Here is a 24,740-nt window from a genome sequence, read left to right as displayed (position 1 = left end):
CGCCGCCAGCGTTCGTCCTGAGCCAGGATCAAACTCTCCGTAGATGATTTGATCGCGGCTGAGAACCGAGAGCTGACACTCTCGATATCAATCAACCAAAGGAATCCCAGCCACGACTGCACGAGCCGTGGCACGGGGTATTACTTGGCACTGACTTTCGGCACGCTGTTGAGTTCTCAAGGAGCGGACGCGCAGAAACTCGACCCTTCCGGGCTTCGCTCCTGGCGGGATGTCCAACTCTACGCCGCTTCCGGAGCATCCCCGTTCCGGGGGCTCCTCCGTGGCCCTTTCGGGCTCCCGTGGGGCGCAGGGAGAACAGTACACGCCCTCTGAGGGCCTCTGCAGGGGGGGTCCCCCGCGCCCCGGAACGCCCGCCCAGGGGCCCGCGCCCAGTGCGGGAGGGGGCCCTTCGTCAGGCGACGCCCCGCGGTCGGAACTGGACGCTGACCCGCGGCCCGACGGCCTTCGTGGTCTTCGGGATGCAGTGCTCCCACGTCCGCTGGCAGGACCCGCCCATCACCACGAGGTCTCCGTGGCCCAGGGGGAAGCGCAGCGACTCCCCGCCCCCGACCGGGCGCAGGAGCAACGGGCGGGGCGATCCGAAGGAGACGATGGCGACCATCGTGTCGGTGGACCGGCCGCGGCCGATCCGGTCGCCGTGCCACGCGACACTGTCCCGCCCGTCGCGGTACAGGCACATCCCCGCGGACACGAAGGGCTCGCCGAGCTCAGGGCCGTAGTGACGGTTCAGTGCGTCCCGGGCGGCGGTGAGGAGCGCGTGCGGGAGCTGCTCCCCGCCCCCGTACCAGCGCAGGAGGCGCGGGACGGCGACCTCGCGCTCGTACATCTGGCGGCGGTCCTCGCGCCAGCCGATGTCGCCGAGCAGCACCTCGAGCACCTCGTCCGAGCCGGACACCCACCCCGGGAGGTGGTCCACCCACGCACCGCGGCCCAGCTGGTGCCGGACGACCGTGTCGAGAGAGCCGAGGGTCGCCTCCTCGGCGAGATCCCACATCGAGGGCTGGTGTGCCAGCGTCATGCCCGCACGCTACCCGGAGTTTTCGCACATGTGTGCGAAAACCTGTGGAGAAGTCAGGCGGTGAGCGCCAGCGCGAACGGCAGGACCGAGGACGCGCCGGCCCGACGCAGCTCGCGTCCGGCGACGGTCATGGTCCAGCGCGAGTCGGCGAGGTCGTCCACGAGCAGGACCGGCCCGGCCACCTCGGCCAACCGGGCCCGCAGCTCCGGCCCGACGACGATGCGATCCCACACCGCCGCGAGACGGAAGGCGCTGTTCCCCCCGGGCTGGCCGGTCGGGCCGCCGTGGGCGAGGGAGAGCTCCCCGAGGTAGGGGAGCCTGCCCATGCGGGCGAGCCCCTGGGCCACGCCGCTCACCAGCTGGGGGCGGCGCCGCGACGGGATCGCGACCACGGCGGCCGGGCGCTCTGCCCAGTCCCAGGCAGCCAGCACCCGTCCGCAGGCGCGGAGCAGCTCCTCGTCGGGCGGCACGTCGGAGACCGATCGCCGCACCGGGACGTCGAACGCGGCGTCCGGGTCCTCCTCGAGGCCCGGAGCCTCGAGCTCGACCACCCCGCCCACGCCGTCGTCCCCGAGCAGGGCACGCAGGCGCTGGCCCCAACCGAGGTCGGTGAGCCGGGCGACAGCACGGCCGGTGGCCAGCTGCTCGGACGGTGGGATCTTGCCCTTCACATCGACGCCCAGGCGATCGGCGCCGGTGGGCCACATCGCCCGCGGGGCGAGCTCGACCCCCGGGCGGTCGAGCGCAGCGGAGGCCTTCTCGGCGGCCGCTTCGGGGACGTCGGTGGAGTACCAGGGGCCGGCGCAGACGTCGCACCTGCCGCAGGGCGCGGCGGTCGGGTCGTCGAGCGCGGACTGGAGGAAGGCCATGCGGCACTCGGCCTCGTCGACCGGCTTCGCGTAGGTGAGCATCGCCCGCTGCTCGGCCTCCCGGGTGCGGGTGACCCGGGCGTAGCGGTCGGCGTCGTAGATCCAGGGCCGGCCGGTGGACCGCCAGCCGCCCTGCACCCGTTCCACCGCACCGTCGACGGCGAGGACCTTGAGCAGCAGCTCCAGTCGCGACCGCCGGACGTCGGCGACCGTCTCCAGGCGGGCGACGGACCAGTCCTTGCCATCAGCCATCGCCGAGAGCACGGCCGCGGCGTGGTCCTCCCGCGGCATCGACGAGGTGGCGAACCACTGCCAGATCGCGATGTCCTCGGGGCCGGGGAGGAGGAGGACGTCGGCGTGCTCGACGGCACGGCCTGCGCGGCCGACCTGCTGGTAGTAGCTGACCGGCGACGAGGGGGCGCCCAGATGCACCACGAACCCGAGATCGGGCTTGTCGAAGCCCATGCCGAGCGCGGAGGTCGCCACGAGCGCCTTGACCCGGTTCTCGCGGAGCGCCTCCTCGGCGTCCTTGCGGTCTGCGTCGTCGAGCCGGCCGGTGTAGGCGCGCACGTCGTAGCCGGCATCGCGCAGGAGGTTCGCCGTCTCGTCGGCGGCGGCAACCGTCAGGGTGTAGACGATGCCGCTCCCTGGCAGGTCGTCCAGGTGCGAGGCGAGCCAGGCCAGTCGCGCCCGGTCCGACGGGAGGCGCAGCACGCCCAGACGCAGCGAGTCGCGGGCGAGCGGCCCGCGCACCGTCGTCACCTGCACGCCCCCGGCGCCGAGCTGCTCGGCGACGTCCTCCACCACCCGCTCGTTGGCCGTCGCCGTCGTCGCCAGCACGGGTGTGCCGGTCGGGAGGGTGCCGAGCAGGTCGCGGATGCGGCGGTAGTCGGGGCGGAAGTCGTGACCCCAGTCCGAGACGCAGTGCGCCTCGTCGACGACGAGGAGACCGCACCGCTCCACCAGCCCGGGGAGCTGCTCCTCGCGGAAGCGCGGGTTGGTGAGCCGCTCGGGGGACACGAGCAGCACGTCGACCTCGTCGGCGGCGAGCTGCGCGGCGACGTCGTCCCACTCCGTGGCGTTGGCGCTGGAGATCTCCACGGCGCGGATGCCGGCGCGGGCGGCAGCAGCCACCTGGTCGCGCATCAGGGCCAGCAACGGGCTCACGAGCAAGGTGGGACCCTTGCCCCGGCGACGCAACAGGGCGGTGGAGACGAAGTAGACCGCCGACTTGCCCCATCCGGTGCGCTGCACGACCAGGGCGCGCTGCGACCGCTCGACCAGCGCGGCGACGGCGGCGTCCTGCCCCTCCCGGAAGACCGCGTCGGGACGGCCGGTGAGCTCGCGCAGGATCTCCAGCGCCTCGGCGGCGACCTCGGACGGCGGGGCAGCGGTGCTCATGACGACGACAGTAGGCACCGGCGCCGACAGGACGGGTGGCCGCGCGCGACCTGGGGACGGAGGAGGAGAATCCACAGGCGATGGACCACCAGGGGCAGCTTCCGGCCGACAACCACGTGCACACCCACTGGTCGTGGGACACCCCCGACTCCTCGACCATGCGCAAGGCCTGCGAGCGGGCCGTCGCGCTGGGCCTGCCCGCCGTCGCGTTCACCGAGCACCTGGACTTCACCGTCTGGCACGCCGAGGACCGGGCGACGGAGGAGGGGCTGGTCGACCGCTACCCGGCCCACCAGCTGCCGATCGACGTCGAGGGCTACGTCGCCGAGCTCGCCGAGGTCCGCGACCGGTTCCCGGAGCTGCGCATCCTGTCGGGCATCGAGACCGGCGAGCCGCACCTGTTCGCAGCGAGCATCGCCCGGCACCTCGAAGGCGCACCGGTGGACCGCATCCTGGGCTCGCTGCACTCCCTCGCCGACGACGACGGCCGACTGGTGGGGGTGGGGCGGCTGCTGCACGGGGACGCCGACGCCACCATGCGCCGCTACCTCGGCGAGATGGTCGGGATGATCGAGAGCAGCGACGTCTTCCAGGTGCTGGCGCACGTCGACTTCCCCCGGCGGTACTGGCCCGGGGGCAGCCACCGGTACGTGGAGAAGGACTACGAGGAGGAGTACCGGGCGGCGTTCCGCGCCCTGGCCGGCAGCGGCCGCGCGCTGGAGATCAACACCAGCAGCCCGCTCGCCTCGGCCGACCAGGTGCGCTGGTTCCACGAGGAGGGCGGGGAGGCGGTCAGCTTCGGCAGCGACGCCCACGCCCCCGCCGCCGTCGGGCAGAAGTTCGAGCTCGCCGTCGCCGTCGCCGAGGCGGCCGGCTTCCGGCCGGGCCGCGACCGCTTCGACTTCTGGCGCCGTTGATGGGAGTTCGCGACGCCACCGCCGACGACGCGGTGGCCTGCGCGGCGATCTACGCGCCGTACGTCACCGGCACGGCCATCACCTTCGAGCTCGATCCGCCGTCCGCCGCGCAGATGGGCGCGCGGATCGCGGCGGCACAGCGGGCACACGCCTGGCTGGTGCTCGAGGAGGACGGCGCCGTCGCCGGGTACGCCTACGCGGGCCCCTACAAGGAGCGCGCCGCCTACCGGTGGTCGTGCGAGGTGAGCGTCTACCTCGACGCCGGCCGACGACGGCGCGGCGGCGGCCGCACCCTGTACGAGGCGTTGTTCGCCCGGCTGGCGGGACGCGGGTTCCGGACGGCGGTCGCCGGCATCACGCTGCCGAACGAGCCGAGCGAGGGCCTGCACGCCGCGATGGGCTTCGAGCCGATCGGCACCTACCGGCGGATCGGCTTCAAGCACGGGCAGTGGCGCGACGTCCTCTGGACGCAGCGGGAGCTCGGGCCGTACGAGGACGACCCGGCCGAGCCGGTCTGACCTCAGGCGAGGCGGCCCCGGAATCCGCCCGCCCGCGGCAGCGGCGTCGTGAGGTCCGGCTCGTAGGAGTGCGCCGCGGACGTGCGCGACGGCGCGGGCACCGGGGGCTTCCCGCGGCGGCGCTCGGCGGCACCGGGGACGACGAAGCGGTAGGTGGCGTCGACGTCGCGCACGGCGAAGGTGTCCTCGTCCTCGCCGGCGTGGTGCAGCACCACGGTGTCGAAGCGCTCGGCGACGCGGTGGAGGGACTCGGCGTCGGAGACGTCGATGACGGTGCCGGCGGCCTGGAAGGCCGCGACCGGCACGATCCGGTCGGCGTGGCGGACGGCGAACTCGTCGGCGGTGTCCCCGCGACCGGACCGGCTGAGCCAGAACGCACCCGCGGTGACGAGCAGCGCGAGAGCCAGCACGAGGAGACCGAGACCACGGGCGGCGGCGAGGGTGAGCGACAGGCCGGCGATCTCCAGGGTCCGCGGCGCCACCTGGTCGGTCGTCACCACGGTCTCGGTCTTCGTGGTGAGCACGGTCTCCGGCTCGCCCGACAGGCGCAGCGACGTCCCGTCCAGCGTGAACGCGAGGGTGGCCGGCGGGTCCGCCTCGAACGGCGTGCCCTGGACGGTGCCGGAGGTGGCGGTCGTGGGCGTGATGCGGAGCGTGGCGCCCCCGCTGGAGCTGCCCACCTCTGCGTAGTGGCGTTCCAGGACCGAGGTCGCCCGGGCGGCATCGACCACGACGCTCGCGGTGGCGGCACCGTTCTGCAGGGGCACGACCGAGCCGCTGTCCAGGTACGTGCTCCAGCCGTCCGCCGCCTCGATCGAGACGTCGAGCCGCAGCGCACCGGTGAGGTCGGCGAGGCCCGGAGCGGTCACCGCGCTCGCGTACGAGACGGTCAGACCGGTGGCGAGCTTCACCCACACGGTGTCGCCGGTCTCGATGACGCCGGTGGGGTAGGTGGTGCCGCGCTCGGCGCTGCCGGTGTAGGCGAACTGCCCGCGCTCGGTGACCGCGACGGTCTCGCCGGCGTCCTCGTCGGCGGGCACGAGGAAGAGTGCCCCGGCGCTGATCGCGGCCACCAGCGCGGTGGCCCCGGAAGCGAGCGCGACCTGGCGGGCGCGGGCGCGGACGCGCATGGACACGGTGTCCGGGAGCCGCTGGAGGTCGGCCGCGGTGAGGGAGAAGGAGGCGACGGAGAGGGACGGCGTCCGACGGCGGCGGGCGCGACGCTCCCGCACGGGCCGGGCCGCGCCCACGACGAGGACGACGGCGAGGAGGACGACGACCACGGCCCACGGGGACGTGAGGGCGTCGAGGGCGCGGCCACCCTTGGGCACGCGCAGGAAGAGCTGGCCGAGGATCTCGTCCTCGGTCGGGTGGTCCTGGTCGAGCCAGTCGTTGTTGTCGCCCTGGGTGACGAACCCGTCGGAGTCCGCCGAGACGATGCGGTGCATGACGATCGTGTCGAGCGAGTCGCTGTGGTACGCGACGATGTCACCGACCGAGTAGGTGTCGGCCTGGCTGAGGATGGCCAGGTCCCCCGTGTGGAACCGCGGCTCCATGCTCACGCCCTGCGTGGTGACGTACGTCGTGCCGCCACCGAGCGCCGAGGGCCAGAACAACCACAGGGTCGCCAGCACCAGCGCGAGGAACGCGCTGGTGCTGGCGACCTTGGACGTGGAAGTCATGGGGAGACACCCGACCACGGGGCGGGCGGCGCGACCGTTCAGGCCGCGCCGCCCGATCCGGGAAGGATTACTGGGCGATCGTCAGACCGAGGGAGTCGAAGTCGGTCAGGTGCCGGTCGTTCAGCGGGCAGCTGACCGGGGAGATCGTGGTGCGGGTACCCACGGTGCACTGCACCGGGCTGCCGACGACGGCACCGGAGGCGCCACCGCTGCGCAGGGTCACGTAGGCCTGCATGCCGGTGATGTTCTCGGTGATCTCGAAGTTCACCGCGTCGGCCAGGGCCTTGTCGGTCGGGTCGAGGACGTAGGTGATCTTCGTGGCGGTGGCGCCGCTGACGGTCGCGGAGGCGTAACCGGCGGTGCTGGACGGCACGGTGTTGCTGGCAGTGAAGGCGGAGGTGGTGACGCCGGCAGCGACAACCGCGACTCCGGCGAGCAGAACGCGCGACTTGCGCATTGCCTGGTCCTGTTCTCTCAGCGGCTCAGCCCGCCCGGGTGCCGTTCACCCGGGTCATCGGCACTGGCCTGTCCATCGACACCCCAGTTCTCGGCAATGCGCGGCTCATTCTTAACTCTTGTCCCAAAAGAAACTCGAGTCTCCGAGTCGACAATGAAAAGAAGGTGACCGAGCGCATTCTTGATAATGGCTTCGCGCCGGTTCGGGTCGCTTCGGCGTGCCTCCTCGGATCCCAGCCGCAGCGGCCTAGGTTGTTCCGGAACCTCCTGCCCCCGGGGCGCGTCGAGGTGTGTGGTGTCTCGAGGTGCCGGAAGGGGTCTGGTCGTGCGCTCGTCGGTGTCATCGAGGTCCGTCGCTCCCGTCGAGCCGGCGCCTCCTGCCGTCGCCCCCGTGCGGGCGGCGCCCCGCCGTCGCGCCACGGAGCGCGACACGAGCATGGAGGCGGCCGCGCAGCAGGCCGGTGTGCTCGCCCAGGCCTCGCGCGAGGTGTCGGACACCTCCCGGGAGGCCGCCACCTCGCTGTCGGAGCTGCGCGCGGCCATCGGTGACATCTCCACCAGCACCAGCCGCGCCTCCTCGGTCGCCGAGGAGGCGGTGCGCGACGCGCAGGCGGTCGACGAGCGGATCGCCGCGCTGCAGACCGCCAGCGAGTCGATCAGCCAGTTCGTGCGCATGATCACCGCGATCAGCCAGCAGAGCCGTTTCCTGGCGCTCAACGCCTCCGTCGAGGCGACCCGCGCCGGCGAGCTCGGCCGCGGCTTCGCCGTCGTCGCCGACGAGGTCAAGGAGCTCGCCAACCGGACGGCTCAGGCCGCCCAGGACATCGACGCGCAGATCAAGGCGGTCCAGCACGAGACCGCCCAGGCGGTCCAGGTGATCCAGCGGATCACCGGGACGCTCGGCTCCATCGCGGAGGCGCAGGACGCCATCGCCGCCGCCGTCGAGCAGCAGCGGGCAGCCACGGAGCGCGTCGTGGAGAACGTGGACCGGGCGGCGAGCGGTTCGGCCCGGATCACCGATGCGGTCGCGCAGCTGGCCGACAGCCAGCGCGTCGTCTACGTCCGGCGGGCCCTCACCGTCGCCGAGCAGCACCTCGCCGAGCTCGGCGGGGCGCGCCTCGGCGAGCACCGGTCCACGGTGACCGCCAAGGACCAGGTCAGCGGGGCCGCGCACACGGCACAGCTGGCCGACGTCGTCATCGGGGACGTCGTCCTCGACCGCAGCGACGACCCGCACCGCCCGGCACTCCTGGTCGACGAGGTGGTGCGCCAGGTCGGCGGCAGCTGCACGCTCTTCCAGCGCCTGGACGACCAGGGCAGCATGGTCCGGGCAGCGACCACGGTGCTCAACCCCGCGGGCCGGCGGAACGTGGGCACCTACATCCCCCGCGTCGGCGCCGACGGCACGTCGAACCCCGTGCTCGCGGCCGTCCTGGCCGGGCAGGTCTACACCGGTGAGGCCACCGTTGCCGGGCGGCAGTACTTCACCGCCTACGCCGGGCTGCACGACGACGACGACGTCCTGTTCGGGATGCTCTACGTCGGGCTGCCCCTGGACTCGCTGCCCGGCCCCACCACCTGAGCGGCCGGTACGGCCCGGGGATCCCGGCGCGGTGGTGTCGTCGTCTAGGTTGGTGCGGTCGGTTCAACAGCAGCCGCCGCACCGGGCCGGACGAGGAGACGTGGTGAACCGGTCAGGGCGCATCGATGCGGCCGTCCCCGCGGTCGTCCTGGTCCTGGTCGTGCTGGGCGAGATCGTCACCGGCCGCGGGCACGTCGTCCTCGGACTCAGCGTCATGGCGCCCCTCGTGGCCGCGACCTCGCTGGGCCGGCGGGCCACCATCTGCTACGCGGCGGCAGCCTTCGTCGTCGCCACCCTGCTGGGGCTCTACTCGCAGCAGTACACCTCGGACGCCGCCCTGGCCCAGACGATCCGGCTCGTCGCCGTCCTGCTCAGCGGAGCGCTGGCCGTGGCCACCTGCGACCGGCGGCTGCGGCACGAGGCGCACGCCTCCCGGCTCAGCGCGGAGGCGGCCTCGACGCGCGCCGTCGTCCGCACCAGCGAGACCCTCCAGCGGGCCCTGCTGGGCTCACCACCCCAGGTTCCCGGGATGGAGACCGCGGCCCGCTACCTGCCCGGCGACCAGGGGGCACAGGTGGGGGGCGACTGGTACGACGCCTTTCCGCTGCCCGACGGCCGGATGATGCTGGTCATCGGCGACGTCGCAGGGCACGACGCCCCGGCGGCGGCCACGATGGCGCAGACCAAGGGGATGGTCCGCGCGCTGGCGGCGTCGGGCCACACCTCACCGGCCGGCCTCCTCACGGCGCTGGACGAGGTGCTCGACGGGCTCGCCCTGGACTCCCTGGTGACCGTGACCGTCGCGACGGTCGACATCCGGGGCGCCGGTGCCTCGGCGCCGCTGTGCTGGTCGAACGCCGGGCACCCGCCGCCGGTGCTCGTGCGCGCCGACGGCACCGCCGCGCTGCTGGAGAGGACCCCCGAGCGCCTGCTGGGTGCCGGCTCCGTCGGAGCGGTCCGGACGGAGCACACGACCGAGCTGCAGCGCGGAGACTCCGTCCTCTTCTACACCGACGGCCTGGTCGAGCGTCGGGGGATGACCCTCGACGACGGAACCGCGTGGCTCGTCCGGGCACTGGGCCGGATCGGCCTGGAGCCGCTCGACCGCGTGTGCGACGGGCTGCTGGGTGCGCTCGGCTCGCGCGGGGACGACGACATCGCCCTGCTGGCGGTCCGGCTCCCCCGCTGACGCCCGGGTCCCGGGTGACGTTCAGCCCTCGAGAACGGCCAGGTACGGCGGGGGGACGGCGTCCACCAGCCAGACGCCATTGGCGGAGCGGGTGAACGCGACGCCGTCGTCGGCCATCCGACCGGCGGCCACGCCGAGGACGACCGGGTGGCCGCGGCGCGCACCGACCGCGCGGGCGGTCGCGACGTCGGCGCTGAGGTGCACCGCGTGCCGCCGACGGGGCCGGAGCCCCTCGGCGAGGATCGACGGGAGGAACCGCTCGACCGTGCCGTGGAACAGCTCGGCCGACGGCCGCTCCGGCGCGTAGCCGAGGTCGACGGCGACGCTGTGCCCCTGGACCGCGCGGATCCGGTCTCCCACGATCTCGAACCGCCGCTTGTCGTTGGTGGAGACCACGCGGTCGAGCTGTTCGCGGGTCAGGTGCAGCGCGGCCAGCAGCGCGTCGACGTCGACCCAGCCGGCGTCGTCGAGCCGCAGCCCGACGGCCTGCGGTCGATGGCGGAGGACGAAGGAGAGCCGCTTGCTGGTCCGGACGACGTCCACGCCGCCATTGTCGGGCGACGGTGCCCCGCTGCACCCCATCGGCGACGAGGACGGGTCTGGCGGGGCGTGCCGGACCGGGGAGACCCCGTCCGACCCGATCTCGGCTCATGGAGGCCCGCTCGAGGAGGCCCGCTCGGATCCGCGCTGGTCGCGACGCCGGTCGTGTGCCACGGTCCTGGCATGACCTCCTCCGACGGCGGCCGGCGCGGCCTGCAGATCACCCTCGGCGTCCTCTCCGCCATCCCCCTGGCCTCCGGGCTCGGGGGAGCCTTGCTCGGGCCGGCCTCCCTGCCCGGCAACACCGGCCCCCTGGCGCCGGACGTGGAGAACGAGTACCGCTACACGCACGCCGTCTACGCCGCGGTGGCCCCGCTGATCTGGTCGGCGATCCCGCGGGTCGAGCGCTCGGGCGCGCTGGTCCGCGGTGTGTCCGGCGCGCTCTTCGTGGGCGGTCTGGTCCGGCTCCTGGCCTGGCAGAAGGCGGGCAAGCCGCAGCCGGCGCTGGTGGCCGGCGCCGCGCTCGAGCTGCTCGGCACGCCGGCGCTGGTGGCCTGGCAGCGACGGGTCGCCGCGCGCGCCTGACGGGTTCGTCGCATCGACATCGGCCTCTGGAACGATGCGCGCCAGCAATCGCGCAGGTCGAGGAGGCACCGATGTCGTTCGGCTGGAAGCTGTACGGGGACGGCAGGACCCCGCCCCTCGGCGAGGCGGTCGCGCCGGACGAACGGCTCTCCTGGCCGCGCACGGTGGGCATCGGGGCGCAGCACGTCGTCGCCATGTTCGGGGCGACCTTCGTCTTCCCGCTGCTCATGGGCCTGGACGCGAACCTGGCGATCATGATGAGCGGGGTCGCGACGATCCTGTTCCTGCTGATCGTGCAGGGGAAGGTGCCCAGCTACCTGGGCAGCTCGGCGTCGTTCGTGGGTGGCGTCGTCGCCGTGCGGGCAGCCGGGGGCTCGGACGCCGAGGTGCTGGGCGCGCTGCTGGTGTCGGGCGTCGTCCTGGCGCTGGTGGGCCTGGTGATCCACGTCGCCGGCGTGCGTGTGGTGAACCGCGTGCTGCCACCGGCGGTGACCGGCGCCGTCGTCATGCTGATCGGCTTCAACCTCGCGCCGGTGGCGACGGCGACGTACTGGCCGCAGGACCAGTGGGTCGCGCTGGCCACGATGGCGTTCGTCCTCGTCGCCTCGGTGCTGCTGCGCGGCTTCCTCGGCCGGATCTCCATCCTGCTCGGCCTGGTCTTCGGCTATCTGCTGTCGGTGGTCCTCGACCTGACGGCCGGTCCGATCACCTCCGCGCTGCCGGGCCAGAACCTTCGCGACGCCGCCGGTGAGGTGTGCGAGAAGGCCGGCGCGTACTGCCTGCCCACGCCGTTCGCGCACGATCGCGTGGACCTCAGCGCCGTCGGCGACTCCCCGTGGTTCGGGCTCCCCCACCTCACCGGGCCCAGCTTCTCGTTCAACGCCGCGCTGCTGGTGCTGCCCGCGGTGATCGCGCTGGTCGCGGAGAACGCCGGTCACGTGAAGGCGGTGGCCGAGATGACCCGCCGCGACCTCGACCCGATGATCGGGCGCGCCGTCCTCGCCGACGGTGTGACGACGGTGCTCGCGACCTCGGTCGGCGGCTCGCCCACCACCACGTACGCGGAGAACATCGGCGTGATGGCGGCGACGCGCGTGTACTCGACGGCGGCCTACTACGTGGCGGCGGTGGTGGCGATCGTGCTGGGCCTGGTGCCCAAGTTCGGGGCGCTGATCAACGCGATCCCGGGCGGCGTCCTCGGCGGGATCACCGTGGTGCTCTACGGGATGATCGGCCTGCTCGGCGCGAAGATCTGGAAGGAGAACCGCGTCGACTTCGCCAACCCCGTCAACCTGGTGCCGCTGGCGGCGGGGATCGTCATCGCCGTCGGGAACTCGGGCAACGACGCGCCACTGCTGCAGATCACCGACGACTTCTCCCTCGGCGGCATCGCGCTGGGGACGATCGTCGCGGTCGCCGGCTGGCACGTGGCGCGTGCGCTGGCGCCGGCGGAGATGAAGGCGTCGTTGCTGCGCGAGGGCCCGCACCCGGCCGCCGGGTCGACCTTCGGCTCCGTGCACGGCGAGGAGGCCGTGCCGGCCACGGACCGCTCGGCCCCCTGAACCGTGCTGCCGGGCGGCTGATCCGGCCGTAGCGTCCGGTCGTGCCCCCTGCCGACGAGCCCTCCGAGTTCGTCGAGCAGATGTACCTCGCCGTCGTCGAGGAGTCCTGGCTGTGGGAGGTGCCGCTCGGCGTCTCCGACGGGCGGGGCGGTCACGACCACGGACCGTGGGACCCCGCCGAGTGCTCGCGCCAGCTGCTCGCCTGGTTCGACGCCGGCCTGATCGAGCTCTACGCCGATCCGCCGGACGACGCGCCACGGCCGCGGAGCGTGCGCGAGTGGCGGGCCTGGAACGACGGCCGCTCCCGGCGGGTGCCCGAGCCGGCCGTTGCCCGCGCCGTCCTGGCGGAGCCGGCGCGTTGGACGGGCACCTCCGAGGACCGCTTCCTGCGCCTGTGCCCGAGCGAGGCCGGGATGGGGCCCTCGGCCGCGTGGATCTGAGGCGGCACGCCGACCCCGTGTGACGGCAGTCACCCGATCGAGGGCAGAATCGGAACAGATTCGGCCGCGCGCCTACAGGCGCCGCCCGCGGGTGTCGATGCACCCGGCACGGGATCACGGGGGGAGGTCTGTGTGCACGCGTACGGCTCGGAGACGGAACGGCAGATCGCGCAGCTGCTCCGGACCGCCCGCGACAAGCTCGGACTCAGCGTGGCCTTCCTCAGCCGCATCGACGACACCACCCGGACCCTGGAGGTCGTCGACTCCGTCCTCCCGGACATCCAGGCCGGCTACAGCGGCCCGCGGGACAGCGGCTTCTGCCTGTCCGTGGTGGAGGGGCGCCTGCCTCGCGTGCTGTCCGACGCCCGCGCCCACCCGCTCGCCGTCGACCTGCACCCCGCCGACCTGCCGCAGATCCGCAGCCACGTCAGCGTGCCCGTCGTCCTCAGCGACGGCGAGGTCTACGGCACCTTCTGCGCCTTCGGCCTGACCACCGACCCCGAGGTGTCCGACCGGGACGTGCTGCTCATGGAGATCCTCGCCGAAGCGGCGGCGGTGGTCATCGAGCCGCGGTTCCGGCTCGACCAGCAGCAGGCGGCGATCAGCGACCGGCTGGCGCCGGTGCTCGCGGCCGGCGGTCCGGACGTCGTCCTGCAGCCCATCGTCAGCATGTGCTCCGGGGCACGGGTCGGCGCGGAGGCACTCAGCCGCTTTCCGCTCGAGTGGGAGACCACGCCGGACGTCGTCTTCGACCAGGCGCACAGCATCGGGCAGGGTGACCGGCTGGAGCTGCTCGCCCTGGCCCGCGCCGCTGCCCTCCTGGACCGGGTCGAGGGCTACATGTCGCTCAACGTCTCCCCCCAGACCCTGACCACGGCGGAGTGCGGCGAGCTCCTGGCCGGCCTCCCCCTCGACCGCGTGCTGCTCGAGCTCTCCGAGCACGACCCCGTGCACGACTACGCACTGCTGGCCGAGGTGCTCGACCCGCTGCGCCGGCGCGGCATGCGCCTGGCCATCGACGACGTCGGCGCCGGGTTCTCCTCGCTGCGCCACATCGTCATGGCGGCCCCCGACGTGATCAAGCTCGACCGCAGCATCATCAGCGGCGTCGACCGGGACCCGGTGCTCGCCAAGCTCGCGCAGTCGATGGTCGAGTTCGCGCACAGCTTCGGCGCCGCTGTCATCGCCGAGGGCGTGGAGACCGCCGAGGAGTACGCCGTGCTCCGCGCCCTCGGGGTGGACGGAGGCCAAGGGTGGCTCTTCGGCGCGCCCGCCCCGGCCGAGGAGATCGCGCCCGCCGGCGTCGTCCTCGCCGCTCCCCCCACCCCCCTGGACGCCTGACCCCCCTCCCGCCCTGCCCGGCGTGGTCCGGACCAGCAGACTGGCCGGCATGACCTGGACCCCCGCGGACATCCCCGACCTGACCGGCCGCGTCGCCGTGGTGACCGGCGGGAACGGTGGCCTCGGGCTGGTCTGCGTGCAGGAACTGGCCCGGACCGGCGCGCACGTCGTCATCGCCGCGCGCGACCAGGACAAGGCCCGCGGCGCGGAGGAGTACGTCCGCGCCCGCAACCCCGCCGCGCTGACCGAGATCGTGCCGCTGGACCTGGGGTCGCTGGCCTCGGTGGCCACCGCGGCGGAGACGATCCTGGCCGCGCACCCGCGCGTGGACCTGCTGCTGAACAACGCCGGCGTCATGGCGATGCCGAAGCGCACCACGGACGACGGCTTCGAGATGCAGTTCGGCGTCGACCACCTCGGCCACTTCGCCCTCACCGCCCACCTGCTGCCCGCGCTGCTCCGGGCCGAGGCGGCGCGCGTCGTCACGGTCACCAGCACCGCGCGGTTCGGTGGCGGCCCGGTGGACCCGGCCGATCCGCACCTGACCCGCGGCTACGGGCCGTGGCGCGCCTACGCCCGGGCGAAGTGGGCCAACTACCACTTCGGGCTCGGGCTGCAGCGCCGGTTCGAGGAGGCCGGGGTGCGCGCGCTCAGCAACATCGCCCACCCCGGGCTGTCGAACACCGACCTGCAGTCGCGCACCGTCCGCGAGGGCGGCGCCGGGTGGCTGGGTGCGGCGTCGGAGGTGCTGGCCACGCGCAGCGGCATGCCCGCGGCCCTCGGTGCCCGCCCGCAGCTGCGCGCCGCGACCGACCCGGTGTCGCGGGGCGGGGAGCTCTACGCGCCGCGGTACGCGTCCAACGGTCCCGCCGTCCGCCGTCCGATCCTGCGACGCTGGGACCTGGGGACGCGCATCGCCGAGCTGTGGGCGGTCTCCGAGCGCGAGACCGGCGTCGTCCTGGACGTCCCCCGCCCCTGACCGGGGCGTTTTGTGCACTATCTGCCCTCGGCGCGGCGGCCGAGCGGGGCGGTTCGTGCACTTTCTGCCCTCAGCGGCGGCCGGTGGCCTTGAGCTCGACGGCGGTCAGCACCTCCCAGCGGATCGCGGTGCTGCCCGGCCGGATGAGCCGCCAGTAGGGATCGAACTTCGCCCGCGTCCGTGCGTCGGTCGACATCGCCCGGGTCTCCGAGCTCAGCTCCGTGCCGCCCCGGCGCGGCACGAGCCGGAAGTCGATCGCCGCCTTGACCCAGCCGCGCTGGGTGAACCGGCGGAACTCCTCGGCGTCCAGCTCCGGGCCGGCGTCCCCACCGGAGAGCTTCCAGGCCTCCAGCGCACCGCCGAACACCACCGACGACGGGTACCGCGACGACAGCAGCGGAACGGGCAGGGCGTCGAGGAACGGCCGGTCGTGCAGCTCGCCGAGGCCACGGCCCGACAGCACCACCGGCAGGAAGCGGGCGGCCGACAGCGCCAGCGTGACCGGCAGCTCCGACAGCCGCACCGCGTGCAGCGCGTCCCACACCGCGGCCGGGGACGCATCGATCCAGCGCACCTGCCGGGTCACGTGCTCCGGCCGCGGCAGGATCGCGTCGAGATCCATCAGCCGAGCGCGTCGTAGACGGCCCGGACGTAGGCCTCGCTCCGCGACGAGCCGATCAGCCCGCCGCCCATCTTGTTCATCATGTAGGTGATCGTCAGCCGCCGGTCGAGGTCCATGACCGCCAGCGAGCCACCCCAGCCGCCCCAGAAGAACGTCCGACCGGAGGGCACGTAGGGCACGGTCGGCGAGCCGAGGCAGAAGCCCATCCCCCACCGGAACGGCGCGCCCAGGACCAGGTCCACGCCGTCGGACTGCTGGTCGAAGATCAGCTCGATCGTCTCCGGCGAGAGCAGCCGCACGCCGTTCACCTCGCCGCCGAGCGAGAGCACCCGCAGCACGGACATGACCCCGCGGGCGTTCGAGTGGCCGTTGAGCGCGCCCAGCTCGGCGGCCCGCCACTCGGGGGTGTTCGCCGCCTTCGCCGACGCGGTCGGCCCGGTGAACGTCTTCACCGCCACCGACTCCGGGTCCAGCGTCCGCGGGTCGACGTCCGGGGGCGGCGGCGGAACGACCGGCGCGATCCGGGTGATCTCCGACTCGCGGGCGCCGAGCTGGAAGTCCGCACCCAGGGGCTCGGCGATCTCGGTGGCGATGAACCGCCGCAGGGTCTGGTTCCGGATCCGGCGGATGATCTCGCCGACCAGGTGCCCCTGGTTGTTCGCGTGGTAGCCCGAGGCCGTGCCCGGCTCCCACCACGGCCGCTGCTGCGCCAGCCGCTCGGTGGCCGACGGCCAGTCGTACATGTCGCGGATCGAGAAGGGCTGCTCCCAGCCGGAGACGCCGGAGGTGTGCGCCAGCAGGTGCCGCACCTCGATCTGGCTCTTGCCCTTGGCGCAGAACTCCGGCCAGTAGTCGCCGACCGGCGCGTAGAGGTCCAGCTCGCCGCGCTCGACCAGCACCAGCGCGGCCAGCGCCAGCACGCACTTCGTCGTCGACCAGACGTTGACGATCGTGTGCTCCGACCACGGCTGGGTCCGAGCTTCGTCCCGGTAGCCGCCCCACAGGTCGACGACGGTCTCGCCGTCCAGGTCGACGGCGACCGACGCGCCGAGCTCCTCGCCGTCGAGCTGCTGCCCGAGCGCCTCGCGCACCGCGGCGAACCGCTCGTCGCACCGACCGTGGACCTCAGCCATCGACCCTCCCCGCCGCCGGCGACCCCGTCGTCGCCCCCTGGCATGAGATCACGGCCACACGACGGGCGGCATCCGCGCCCGTCGGAGGAATCGCCGTCCGCCCCCGCGGGTTCCCTGGGCATGACACGGATCAGCGTCTTCGGCGGTACGGGATACACGGGCGGCCACCTGGTGGCGGAGGCGGCGCGGCGGGGTCACGAGGTGACCTCCTTCAGCCGGACGCTTCCCGAGCAGCGGGTCGACGGCGTCCGCTACGAGCAGGGCTCGCTGCTCGACGAGACCACCCGCCGCGCGGCGCTCGAGGCGGCCGACGTGCTGGTCGTGGCCGTCGCCCCGCGCGGTGACATGGAGGGGGCCGTGCGCACCGGCATCGCGGCCCTGGCCGCCGAGGCAGAGCAGGCCGGCGTCCGCCTCGGCGTCGTCGGCGGGGCCGGATCGCTGCATGTGGCCGAGGGCGGGCCGCAGCTCTTCGACACCCCCGAGTTCCCGGCCGACTACAAGCCGGAGAGCCTCGAGATGGCCGGCGCCCTGGACGACCTGCGCACGACCGGCACGCTCGACTGGTTCTACCTCTGCCCGCCCGCGGGCTACGGCGCCTACGCGCCCGGCGAGGAACGGGGCGCCTACCGGGTGGGCGGCGACCTGCTGCTCACCGACGCCGAGGGCAACTCCTTCATCGGCGGCGCGGACTTCGCCTGCGCGCTGGTCGACGAGATCGAGACCCCGGCGCACCGACGGGCCCGCTTCACCGTCGCCTACTGACTCACGAGGGGCGAGGACGCCGCCGCCGCTGGTGGCTCTTCGCCCCGTACATGGCCCGGTCCGCGCGGGCGATGACGTCGTCGGCGGACTCCCCCGCGTGACCGATGGCCGCACCGACGCTCACCCCGATGCGCAGCGCGCCGTCCGGACCGGTGAACGGGGCGCCCAGCCGCATCGAGACCCGCGTGGACAGCTCCCGGAGCTCCTGCTCGTCGGCGTCGGGGCAGAACACCACGAACTCGTCGCCCCCGAACCGGGCCACCAGGTGCTCCGGACCCGCGACCTCGGCCAGCCGCGTGGCGGCCTCCACCAGCAGGCGGTCGCCCGCGCCGTGGCCGTGCTCGTCGTTCACCGTCTTGAAGTCGTCGAGGTCGCAGAACAGCAGGCCGCAGTCCGCGGGGTGGTCACCGGCCAGCCGTGAGGTCAGCGCGTCGAACAGCGCCCCTCGGTTGGCCACCCCGGTGAGCGGGTCGGTCCGGGTCTGGCGGCGCAGGGTGGCCTCCCGGGCCCGGTCGTCGGTGACGTCGATGCCGACGCAGGCGACCGCGAACGGCCGGCCGCCGTCGTCCCGCAGCACGGTGTTGCGCATCGTCACCCGCCGGCGCTCGCCGCCCGCGGCGAGCCAGTCGCCCTCCTGCGGATGGGCCACACCGGTCTCGATCGCCGACCGGACCGCGTGCTCGGCCGAGGCGGCGTCCTCCGGGGCGACCCACACGTCGGTGAAGCGCCGGCCCACCAGCTCGTCGCGGTCCAGTCCCGTGAACCGCTGCAGCGCCGGATTGGCGAACAGGATCCGCCCGTCCTCGGCGACGATGCACAGCAGCGCCTCGACGGCCTGCACGAACGCGTGCGCCAGCTGCGCCTGCTCGGAGGCGCCACCGGCCACGGGCCGGGCGTCCTCCTCAGCCGACACGTGGCCTCACCTCTGCGCGTAGGGGTCGATCCGGTTCCGGTCCGGAGCGGTGACCATACGTCGGGCGGACGACGCCGTCAGCCCACTTCCCCCTGCCCCGCCACGGGCCGTTGCCTAACGTGGGACGGGCACGCGAACGCCATGCCACAGGGGGAAGACGCATGCTGTCCGAGAAGTCGAAGCCGGTGATCGAGGCCACGCTGCCCGCCGTCGCCGACAACATCCAGGAGATCGCGCGCCGGTTCTACGCCCATCTGTTCGGGGAGCACCCGCAGCTGCTCGACGGGACGTTCAACCGGGGCAACCAGTCCGAGGGCACGCAGCAGCTGGCCCTGGCCGGCTCGGTGGCGGTCTTCGCCTCCGCGCTGGTGAACCACCCCGACCAGCTCCCGGAGCACCTGCTGAGCCGGATCGCCCACAAGCACGCCTCGCTCGGGATCACGCCGGCGCAGTACCAGGTGGTGCACGACAACCTGTTCTGGGCGATCGCCGACGTCCTCGCCGACGCCGTGACGCCCGAGGTCGCCGCCGCGTGGGACGAGGTCTACTGGCTGATGGCCCACGCCCTGATCAACCAGGAGCGCGGGCTCTACAGCGCCCGCGGCGTGCGGCCGGAGACCGTCTGGCGGGAGTGGGAGGTCGCCGAGAAGATCCGCGAGACCGACGACGTCGTCACCTTCCGGGTCCGCCGGGTCGACGACCGCCTGGTGAAGACCTCGCTCCCCGGCCAGTACGTGACCGTGCGCCCGGTCATGCCCGACGGCGTCCGCCAGCCCCGGCAGTACAGCCTCACGCGCGCCGACGACGGCGAGCACCGCCAGTTCTCGGTCAAGCGCGTGCACGGCGGGAACAAGCCCGACGGCGAGGTGTCGAACCTGCTGCACGACTCCGTGCAGGTCGGCGACCGCCTGGAGCTGTCGCTGCCCTTCGGCGACGTCGTCCTCGACGACTCGGGGCGCCCCGTGGTCTTCCTCAGCGCGGGCGTGGGGATCACCCCGATGGCCGGCATGCTCTCGCACCTGGCGCACGCCGGCTCGGGACTGGACGTGCGGCTCTGGCACGCCGACCTCGACGAGAGCTCCTGGGCCCTGCGCGAGCAGGTGCTCGGAGACGTCGGGAAGCTGCCCAACGCCTCGCTGCACGTGTGGTTCGAGCGGGGGGCGGAGTGCTCCCTGCCCGTGGACGGCGTCCACGCGGGCCAGATGGACCTCTCGGAGGTCGAGCTCCCGTGGGGCGCGGTCTACTACCTGTGCGGCCCGCTGCCCTTCATGCAGGCCGTGCGGAGTGCGCTGATCGACCGGGGGATCCCGCCGCGCGACATCCAGTACGAGGTGTTCGGCCCCGACCTCTGGCAGGCCGACCTGGACTGAGCCGGTACCGGGCCGGGCCCGTCGCGCACGACGGGCCCGGCCGTCCTCAGCGGTCGGCGGCGGCGGCGAGGAACGGGTAGTCGGTGTAGCCCTCGGGCCCCGAGGCGTAGAACGTCGCCGGGTCGGGCTGGTTCTCCGGGTGCTCGCCCTGCCACCGCTCCACCAGGTCGGGGTTGGCGATCAACGCCCGCCCCACGGCCACGGCGTCGGCGTGCGCGTCGTCGATGAGCCGCACGGCCTCCTCGCGGGTGGTGACGGTGCCGAAACCGCTGTTGGCGATGAGCGGCCCGCCGAAGCGACGGCGCAGCTCCTGCACGAGATCGCCGGCGGGTTCCCGGTGCAGCACGCTGAGGTAGGCCAGGCCGAGGGGACGCAGCTGGTCGAGCAGCGCGCCGTAGGTGGCCAGCACGTCGGCCCGATCGGTCTCCAGGGCGCCCTGGATGTTGTGCTCGGGGGAGATGCGCAGCCCGACCTTGCCGGCGCCGACCCGCTCGGCCACCGCCGTCACCACCTCGGCGACGAAGCGGGCGCGGTTCTCCGGGCTGCCGCCGTAGACGTCGTCGCGCTGGTTGGACGCCGGCGACAGGAACTCGTGCAGCAGGTAGCCGTTGGCGCCGTGCAGCTCGACGCCGTCCAGGCCCGCGGCGACGGCGCGCTCGGAGGCGGTGACGAAGTCCCCGAGCGTGGCGCGGGCCTCCTCGGTGGTCAGTGCGTGCGGGACGGGGAAGGCCTTCTTGACGCCGCCGCCGACGTGCACCTCGCCGTCGATGGCGATCGCACTGGGGGCGACGACGCGGGTGCCGGTCAGCTCGGTGTGGGAGACGCGACCACCGTGCATGACCTGCATGACGATCCGCCCACCGCGCTCGTGCACGGCGTCGGCGACCCGCTTCCAGCCCGCTGCCTGCTCCTCGGTCACGATCCCCGGCTGGCCGGCGAAGGCGCGGGACTCCTCGTTCGGGAACGTGCCCTCGGTGATGATCAGACCCGCGCCGGCCCGCTGCTCGTAGTGCTCGACGACGATGTCGCGCGGCACGCCGGCCCGGCCCGACCGCATGCGGGTGAGGGGCGCCATCACGACGCGGTTGGCCAGGTGCAGGTCGCCGAGGCGCACGGGGGAGAACAGGTCCATGCCGGGCGCAACCAAGCCGCGCGCCCGATCGATCCCGGATGAGGGACCCGTCACGAGATCGGGTCGGTCGGGGCCTCCCGGGGAGTCGAGGCCCCGACGCACCCGATCCCGGCGCCCGCTCTGCCACAGTGCGCGCATGAGCCGCACGCCCGACGCCACGTCGGCCCGGACGCCGCTGCGGATCTCCCTGGGCATCGTGCTGCTCCTGGCCACGCTCGGCAGCTTCGGCGCCGGCTTCGGGACGATGACCGACTGCACGAACACCTTCGACTGCACCTCCACCGGGTGCTCGCCGTGCGCCACCGCGAACGGCTGGCTCACCGGCGGCTGGATCGTGCAGGGCGTGCTGCTCCTGGCCGGTGCTGCTCTCGCGCTGCTCGCGACCCGGGGCGTGCGGCGGCCCGCCGTGCGCCGGGCGGCGATCGCGCTCGGCCCGCTGGCGGTCGCGCTGTTCGTCCTCACCTCGGCGGTGGCCGCCGCCTCCTACTGATCGCCACGTCGCCTGCGGAATCGGGCGGACAAGCGGGCGAACCGGCGCCGCGTGCGCACCTCCACCACCTCCGGGGTCGGCGAGGGCAGCACCGGCGGATGCGCCCGGCGCCAGCCCGACAGCAGCGCCTCCGCATCGGCGAGCCCCGGCACGGGTGACCACCGGCTCTCCTGGGGCTGCCGCCAGAAGGCCTCCACCCGGGCGTTGTAGTCCTCGGCGACCGCGCGCACCTCCGCCTCCGACGCCAGCCGCGCCACCCGCCCGGGCAGTTCGTCGCGCTCGCGGCGCAGGGCCAGCCCCGGAGGCAGCATCGCGGCGGTGTCCACGCCCTCCCGCCGCGCCTTGGCGACGGCCCAGTCGTAGGCCGTCTCGTCCCGGTCCCGCCGGGGCAGGGGGTGACCGGCGCCGGGCAGGCCCTCGAAGTCCCCGCGCTCCGCAGCCCGGGCGATCTGCGTCTCCACCCAGGTCTCGAAGGAGACCCCTGGAGGCTTCCGCTCGGTCACGACTCCACCGTTCCCCGCCCCGGGCGTGACCAAGCACGCACCTTCCCGAGCTCCCCGGCAAGCCGTGTTGCTCCCGCAGACTCGAGCGACCGCCCCAGCCGACAAGGACGCGACCATCTCCCCGCTGCTGCCCCCGCGCCGGACCCGGCCCGCCTGGCTGACGCCGCGCCTCGTCCGCACGGAGGTCCTCGCCGGCCTCGTCGTCGCCCTCGCGCTGATCCCCGAGGTGATCAGCTTCTCCGTGCTCGCCGGTGTCGACCCGCGGGTGGGGCTGTTCACCTCGCTCACGATGTCCGTCGTCATCGCGTTCACCGGTGGCCGGCCCGGCATGATCACGGCGGCCGCCGGTGCCACCGCCGTCGTCATCGCCCCGCTGGTCCAGGAGCACGGCGTCGAGTACCTCGTCGCGGCCGTCGTCCTCGGTGGTCTGGCGCAGATGCTGCTGGCCGCCGCCGGCATCGCCCGGCTCATGCGCTTCGTCCCGCGCAGCGTGATGGTCGGCTTCGTCAACGCACTGGCCGTGCTGATCCTCAGCGCCCAGCTGCCCCAGCTCGTCGGTGTCCCCTGGCCGGTCTACCCCATGGTGGCCGGTGGCCTGCTGATCATCCAGCTCGTCCCCCGGTGGACGACGGCGGTCCCCGCGCCACTGGTCGCCATCGCCGTCCTGACCCTCGTCACCGTCGTCGGCGGCGTCGACGTCCCCGACGTCGGCGACCAGGGGGCGCTGCCCGACGGGCTCCCCGCCCTCGCCGTCCCCGACGTGCCGTTCACCTGGGAGACGCTGCGCATCATCGGGCCCTACGCCCTCGGGCTCGCCTTCGTCGGGCTGATGGAGTCGCTGATGACGGCGAAGCTGGTCGACGACCTCACCGACACCCCCTCGGACAAGACCCGCGAGTCCTGGGGTCTGGGCGCGGCGAACGTCGTCACGGGCTTCTTCGGGGGCATGGGCGGCTGCGCGATGATCGGCCAGACGATGATCAACGTCCGGTCCGGCGGTCGGACCCGGCTGTCGACCTTCCTCGCCGGCACGCTGCTCGTGGTCCTCGCCGTCCTGCTGGGCGACGTGGTCGCGGCCATCCCGATGGCCGCCCTCGTCGCCGTCATGGTCCTCGTCGCGCTCACCACGTTCGACTGGCACAGCGTCCGCACGCTGCCGCGGATGCCGCGCAGCGAGACCGCCGTGATGGTCGCGACCGTCGTGGTCACGCTGGTCACCCGCAACCTGGCCCTGGGCGTGGGGGTGGGTGTGGTCGCCGCGTGCGTGCTCTTCGCCCGCCGGGTCGCCCACCTGGTCACCGTGACCCGCTCCACCGACGAGCACGGCCGCCCGGTCTACGCGGTGCACGGCGCCCTCTTCTTCGCCTCCAGCAACGACCTGGTGCACCAGTTCTCCTACGCCGACGACCCCGCGGAGGTGGTGGTCGACCTCTCCGATGCGCACGTCTGGGACGCCTCCACCGTGGCGGTGCTGGACGCGATCACCCACAAGTACGCGGCCCGTGGGAAGACGGCGACGATCGTCGGCCTCGAGGGCCACTCCGCCGACCGGTTCGAGCGGCACACCGGGCAGCTCGACTGACCGGACCCGATCGGGTGTGAGCCGATGCGGCCGGCGTGCGCCGCGGCCGCCGGGTCGGCAGGCTGTCCGGGTGCCCCTGTCCGCCCCCGGCCTGCCCGCGCTGCCACCGGAGCTCGCCGGCCCGGTCGCGGTGCAGCTGGCGAAGCCGGTGCGCGCCATCCCACGGCCGGCCGCGCTGAGCGGTGGGTGCCGCTACGAGCCCAAGTGGGACGGCTACCGGCTGGTGATCGTCCGGGAGCGGAGCTCCACCCGGCTGTGGTCCAAGCAGGGGCGCGACCTCACCGACCGCTTCCCCGACGTCGCCGCCGCAGCGCTCGCGCAGATCCCGGCCGGATCGGTCGTCGACGGCGAGGTGGTCATCTGGAACGGCGAACGGCTGGACTTCGGGCTCCTCCAGCGCCGGATGGTCAGCGCCCCCGGCCGCATCGCGGCCCAGGTGGGCGCGGCCCCGGCCTCCTACGTCGCCTTCGACCTGCTCGCCGCCGGCGGCGAGGACCTGCGCGGGCGCACCTTCACCCGCCGGCGGGCGGCGCTGGAGGACCTCGCCGGGCGCTGGGCTCCACCCATGCAGCTCTCCCCGATGACCGCCGACCTGGCCGAGGCCGAGCAGTGGTTCGCCGACTTCCGCCCCGCCGGCATCGAGGGGCTCGTGGTGAAGGGCGCGGCCACCCGCTACGCCCCCGGGCGGCGCGACTGGCTCAAGGTGAAGAGCTGGGAGACCACCGAGGTCCTCGCCGGCGGGGTGATCGGTCCCATCGACCGCCCGAGCCAGCTGGTGGCCGGGCGGTACCGGAACGGTGAGCTCGTCGTCGTCGGCCGGACCAGCCCGCTGACGCCCCAGCAGTCGGCCGAGCTCGCCGCGGTCCTGCGGCCGGCCGCCGACGACCACCCGTGGCCGGACCGGATCGGCACGGGTCGCTTCGGCGGGAGCCGGTTGGCGGTCCCGCTGACCCGCGTCGACCCCGTGGTCGTCGTGGAGGTGAGCGCCGACGCCGCGCTGCAGGCCGGCGTGTTCCGGCACCCGCTGCGGTTCGTGCGCACTCGTCCGGACCTCCGCGTCTCGGATCTGCCTCCGATGGTCTGAGCGACGCACCCCGGTCGGGGGAGAAAACTGTCAAGGACCGCGGAGGACG

At 73.7% G+C, this 24,740-nt stretch carries 24 protein-coding genes; 14 read left to right on the top strand and 10 right to left on the bottom strand.

All coding sequences use genetic code 11. From position 1 onward, the window contains the following. Positions 1 to 412: 412 nt before the first annotated feature. Positions 413 to 1,039, bottom strand: a complete 627-nt coding sequence (locus DQ237_RS17160) for an alpha-ketoglutarate-dependent dioxygenase AlkB (RefSeq protein ID WP_113801351.1) — start codon at positions 1,037 to 1,039, stop codon at positions 413 to 415. Between the two features lie 53 nt (positions 1,040 to 1,092). Continuing rightward, positions 1,093 to 3,309, bottom strand: coding sequence for a RecQ family ATP-dependent DNA helicase (locus tag DQ237_RS17155; protein ID WP_113801350.1), 2,217 nt, complete (start codon positions 3,307 to 3,309; stop codon positions 1,093 to 1,095). Between the two features lie 35 nt (positions 3,310 to 3,344). Between DQ237_RS17155 and DQ237_RS17150 the strand changes: the two genes are divergently transcribed. After that, complete coding sequence (locus tag DQ237_RS17150; RefSeq protein ID WP_240619705.1) at positions 3,345 to 4,226, top strand: PHP domain-containing protein; 882 nt, start codon at positions 3,345 to 3,347, stop codon at positions 4,224 to 4,226. Next, positions 4,226 to 4,744, top strand: a complete 519-nt coding sequence (locus DQ237_RS17145) for a GNAT family N-acetyltransferase (RefSeq protein ID WP_113801349.1) — start codon at positions 4,226 to 4,228, stop codon at positions 4,742 to 4,744. Before DQ237_RS17150 ends, DQ237_RS17145 begins: the two co-directional genes overlap by 1 nt. Positions 4,745 to 4,746: 2 nt before the next feature. Here DQ237_RS17145 and DQ237_RS17140 read toward each other — a convergent pair whose 3' ends face one another. Both DQ237_RS17140 and DQ237_RS17135 read right to left on the bottom strand, forming a co-directional pair. Next, complete coding sequence (locus DQ237_RS17140) at positions 4,747 to 6,426, bottom strand: signal peptidase I (protein WP_113801348.1); 1,680 nt, start codon at positions 6,424 to 6,426, stop codon at positions 4,747 to 4,749. A 67-nt stretch (positions 6,427 to 6,493) separates the two neighbouring features. Further along, entirely contained in the window at positions 6,494 to 6,883 is a 390-nt protein-coding gene (locus DQ237_RS17135) for a hypothetical protein (protein ID WP_113801347.1), read from the bottom strand. A 390-nt stretch (positions 6,884 to 7,273) separates the two neighbouring features. Here DQ237_RS17135 and DQ237_RS17130 point away from each other — a divergent pair, with 390 nt between their 5' ends. Both DQ237_RS17130 and DQ237_RS17125 read left to right on the top strand, forming a co-directional pair. Continuing rightward, complete coding sequence (locus DQ237_RS17130; protein WP_240619704.1) at positions 7,274 to 8,464, top strand: Cache 3/Cache 2 fusion domain-containing protein; 1,191 nt, start codon at positions 7,274 to 7,276, stop codon at positions 8,462 to 8,464. Positions 8,465 to 8,567: 103 nt separating this feature from the next. Then, positions 8,568 to 9,653, top strand: coding sequence for a PP2C family protein-serine/threonine phosphatase (locus tag DQ237_RS17125; RefSeq protein WP_240619703.1), 1,086 nt, complete (start codon positions 8,568 to 8,570; stop codon positions 9,651 to 9,653). A 21-nt stretch (positions 9,654 to 9,674) separates the two neighbouring features. Here the strand turns inward: DQ237_RS17125 and DQ237_RS17120 are convergent, their stop codons facing one another. Further along, entirely contained in the window at positions 9,675 to 10,196 is a 522-nt protein-coding gene (locus DQ237_RS17120) for an RNA 2'-phosphotransferase (RefSeq protein WP_240619702.1), read from the bottom strand. 180 nt (positions 10,197 to 10,376) lie between these two features. Between DQ237_RS17120 and DQ237_RS17115 the strand changes: the two genes are divergently transcribed. The 5 genes from DQ237_RS17115 to DQ237_RS17095 all read left to right on the top strand — a co-directional run bounded on the left by DQ237_RS17115 (position 10,377) and on the right by DQ237_RS17095 (position 15,100). Then, entirely contained in the window at positions 10,377 to 10,778 is a 402-nt protein-coding gene (locus DQ237_RS17115) for a DUF4345 domain-containing protein (protein WP_113801343.1), read from the top strand. Positions 10,779 to 10,849: 71 nt separating this feature from the next. Then, positions 10,850 to 12,340, top strand: coding sequence for a uracil-xanthine permease family protein (locus DQ237_RS17110; protein ID WP_113801342.1), 1,491 nt, complete (start codon positions 10,850 to 10,852; stop codon positions 12,338 to 12,340). Between the two features lie 41 nt (positions 12,341 to 12,381). Next, entirely contained in the window at positions 12,382 to 12,780 is a 399-nt protein-coding gene (locus DQ237_RS17105) for a hypothetical protein (RefSeq protein WP_113801341.1), read from the top strand. Between the two features lie 132 nt (positions 12,781 to 12,912). After that, positions 12,913 to 14,121: an EAL domain-containing protein gene (locus DQ237_RS17100; RefSeq protein WP_113801340.1), complete on the top strand. Its 1,209-nt coding sequence runs from the start codon at positions 12,913 to 12,915 to the stop codon at positions 14,119 to 14,121. Positions 14,122 to 14,170: 49 nt separating this feature from the next. Next, on the top strand, positions 14,171 to 15,100 hold the full coding sequence (locus DQ237_RS17095; protein WP_113801368.1) for an oxidoreductase: 930 nt from the start codon (positions 14,171 to 14,173) through the stop codon (positions 15,098 to 15,100). Positions 15,101 to 15,170: 70 nt separating this feature from the next. On the opposite strand, the gene DQ237_RS17090 is transcribed toward DQ237_RS17095, so the two are convergent. Continuing rightward, positions 15,171 to 15,722 carry a hypothetical protein gene (locus tag DQ237_RS17090; RefSeq protein WP_113801339.1) on the bottom strand — a complete coding sequence of 184 codons (552 nt, stop codon included), beginning with the start codon at positions 15,720 to 15,722 and terminating at the stop codon, positions 15,171 to 15,173. Beyond that, positions 15,722 to 16,855: a serine hydrolase gene (locus DQ237_RS17085; protein ID WP_113801338.1), complete on the bottom strand. Its 1,134-nt coding sequence runs from the start codon at positions 16,853 to 16,855 to the stop codon at positions 15,722 to 15,724. The genes DQ237_RS17090 and DQ237_RS17085 overlap by 1 nt, the downstream gene beginning before the upstream one ends. A gap of 120 nt (positions 16,856 to 16,975) precedes the next feature. Here DQ237_RS17085 and DQ237_RS17080 point away from each other — a divergent pair, with 120 nt between their 5' ends. Further along, positions 16,976 to 17,617 (top strand): NAD(P)-dependent oxidoreductase, encoded by a 642-nt coding sequence (locus DQ237_RS17080; protein WP_113801337.1) that lies wholly within the window; start codon positions 16,976 to 16,978, stop codon positions 17,615 to 17,617. Position 17,618: 1 nt separating this feature from the next. On the opposite strand, the gene DQ237_RS17075 is transcribed toward DQ237_RS17080, so the two are convergent. Next, positions 17,619 to 18,530: a sensor domain-containing diguanylate cyclase gene (locus DQ237_RS17075; RefSeq protein ID WP_113801336.1), complete on the bottom strand. Its 912-nt coding sequence runs from the start codon at positions 18,528 to 18,530 to the stop codon at positions 17,619 to 17,621. 161 nt (positions 18,531 to 18,691) lie between these two features. Here DQ237_RS17075 and DQ237_RS17070 point away from each other — a divergent pair, with 161 nt between their 5' ends. After that, positions 18,692 to 19,900 (top strand): globin domain-containing protein, encoded by a 1,209-nt coding sequence (locus DQ237_RS17070; RefSeq protein WP_113801335.1) that lies wholly within the window; start codon positions 18,692 to 18,694, stop codon positions 19,898 to 19,900. Positions 19,901 to 19,946: 46 nt separating this feature from the next. Here DQ237_RS17070 and DQ237_RS17065 read toward each other — a convergent pair whose 3' ends face one another. Continuing rightward, positions 19,947 to 21,032: an alkene reductase gene (locus DQ237_RS17065; RefSeq protein ID WP_113801334.1), complete on the bottom strand. Its 1,086-nt coding sequence runs from the start codon at positions 21,030 to 21,032 to the stop codon at positions 19,947 to 19,949. 136 nt (positions 21,033 to 21,168) lie between these two features. Here DQ237_RS17065 and DQ237_RS17060 point away from each other — a divergent pair, with 136 nt between their 5' ends. Then, positions 21,169 to 21,522 (top strand): hypothetical protein, encoded by a 354-nt coding sequence (locus DQ237_RS17060; protein WP_113801333.1) that lies wholly within the window; start codon positions 21,169 to 21,171, stop codon positions 21,520 to 21,522. On the opposite strand, the gene DQ237_RS17055 is transcribed toward DQ237_RS17060, so the two are convergent. Beyond that, on the bottom strand, positions 21,516 to 22,025 hold the full coding sequence (locus DQ237_RS17055) for a DUF1992 domain-containing protein (protein ID WP_166509661.1): 510 nt from the start codon (positions 22,023 to 22,025) through the stop codon (positions 21,516 to 21,518). The two genes, DQ237_RS17060 and DQ237_RS17055, sit on opposite strands and share 7 nt — an antisense overlap. 157 nt (positions 22,026 to 22,182) lie before the next feature. Between DQ237_RS17055 and DQ237_RS17050 the strand changes: the two genes are divergently transcribed. Then, positions 22,183 to 23,607, top strand: coding sequence for a SulP family inorganic anion transporter (locus DQ237_RS17050; protein ID WP_369832232.1), 1,425 nt, complete (start codon positions 22,183 to 22,185; stop codon positions 23,605 to 23,607). Between the two features lie 70 nt (positions 23,608 to 23,677). Further along, positions 23,678 to 24,691: an ATP-dependent DNA ligase gene (locus DQ237_RS17045; RefSeq protein WP_113801331.1), complete on the top strand. Its 1,014-nt coding sequence runs from the start codon at positions 23,678 to 23,680 to the stop codon at positions 24,689 to 24,691. Positions 24,692 to 24,740: the final 49 nt, after the last annotated feature.

The organism is Blastococcus sp. TF02-8, assembly GCF_003319175.1.
Lineage (GTDB): Bacteria > Actinomycetota > Actinomycetes > Mycobacteriales > Geodermatophilaceae > Blastococcus.
The sequence above is the reverse complement of the archived record's forward strand: the minus strand, read 5'-3'. Positions and strand labels throughout refer to the sequence as shown.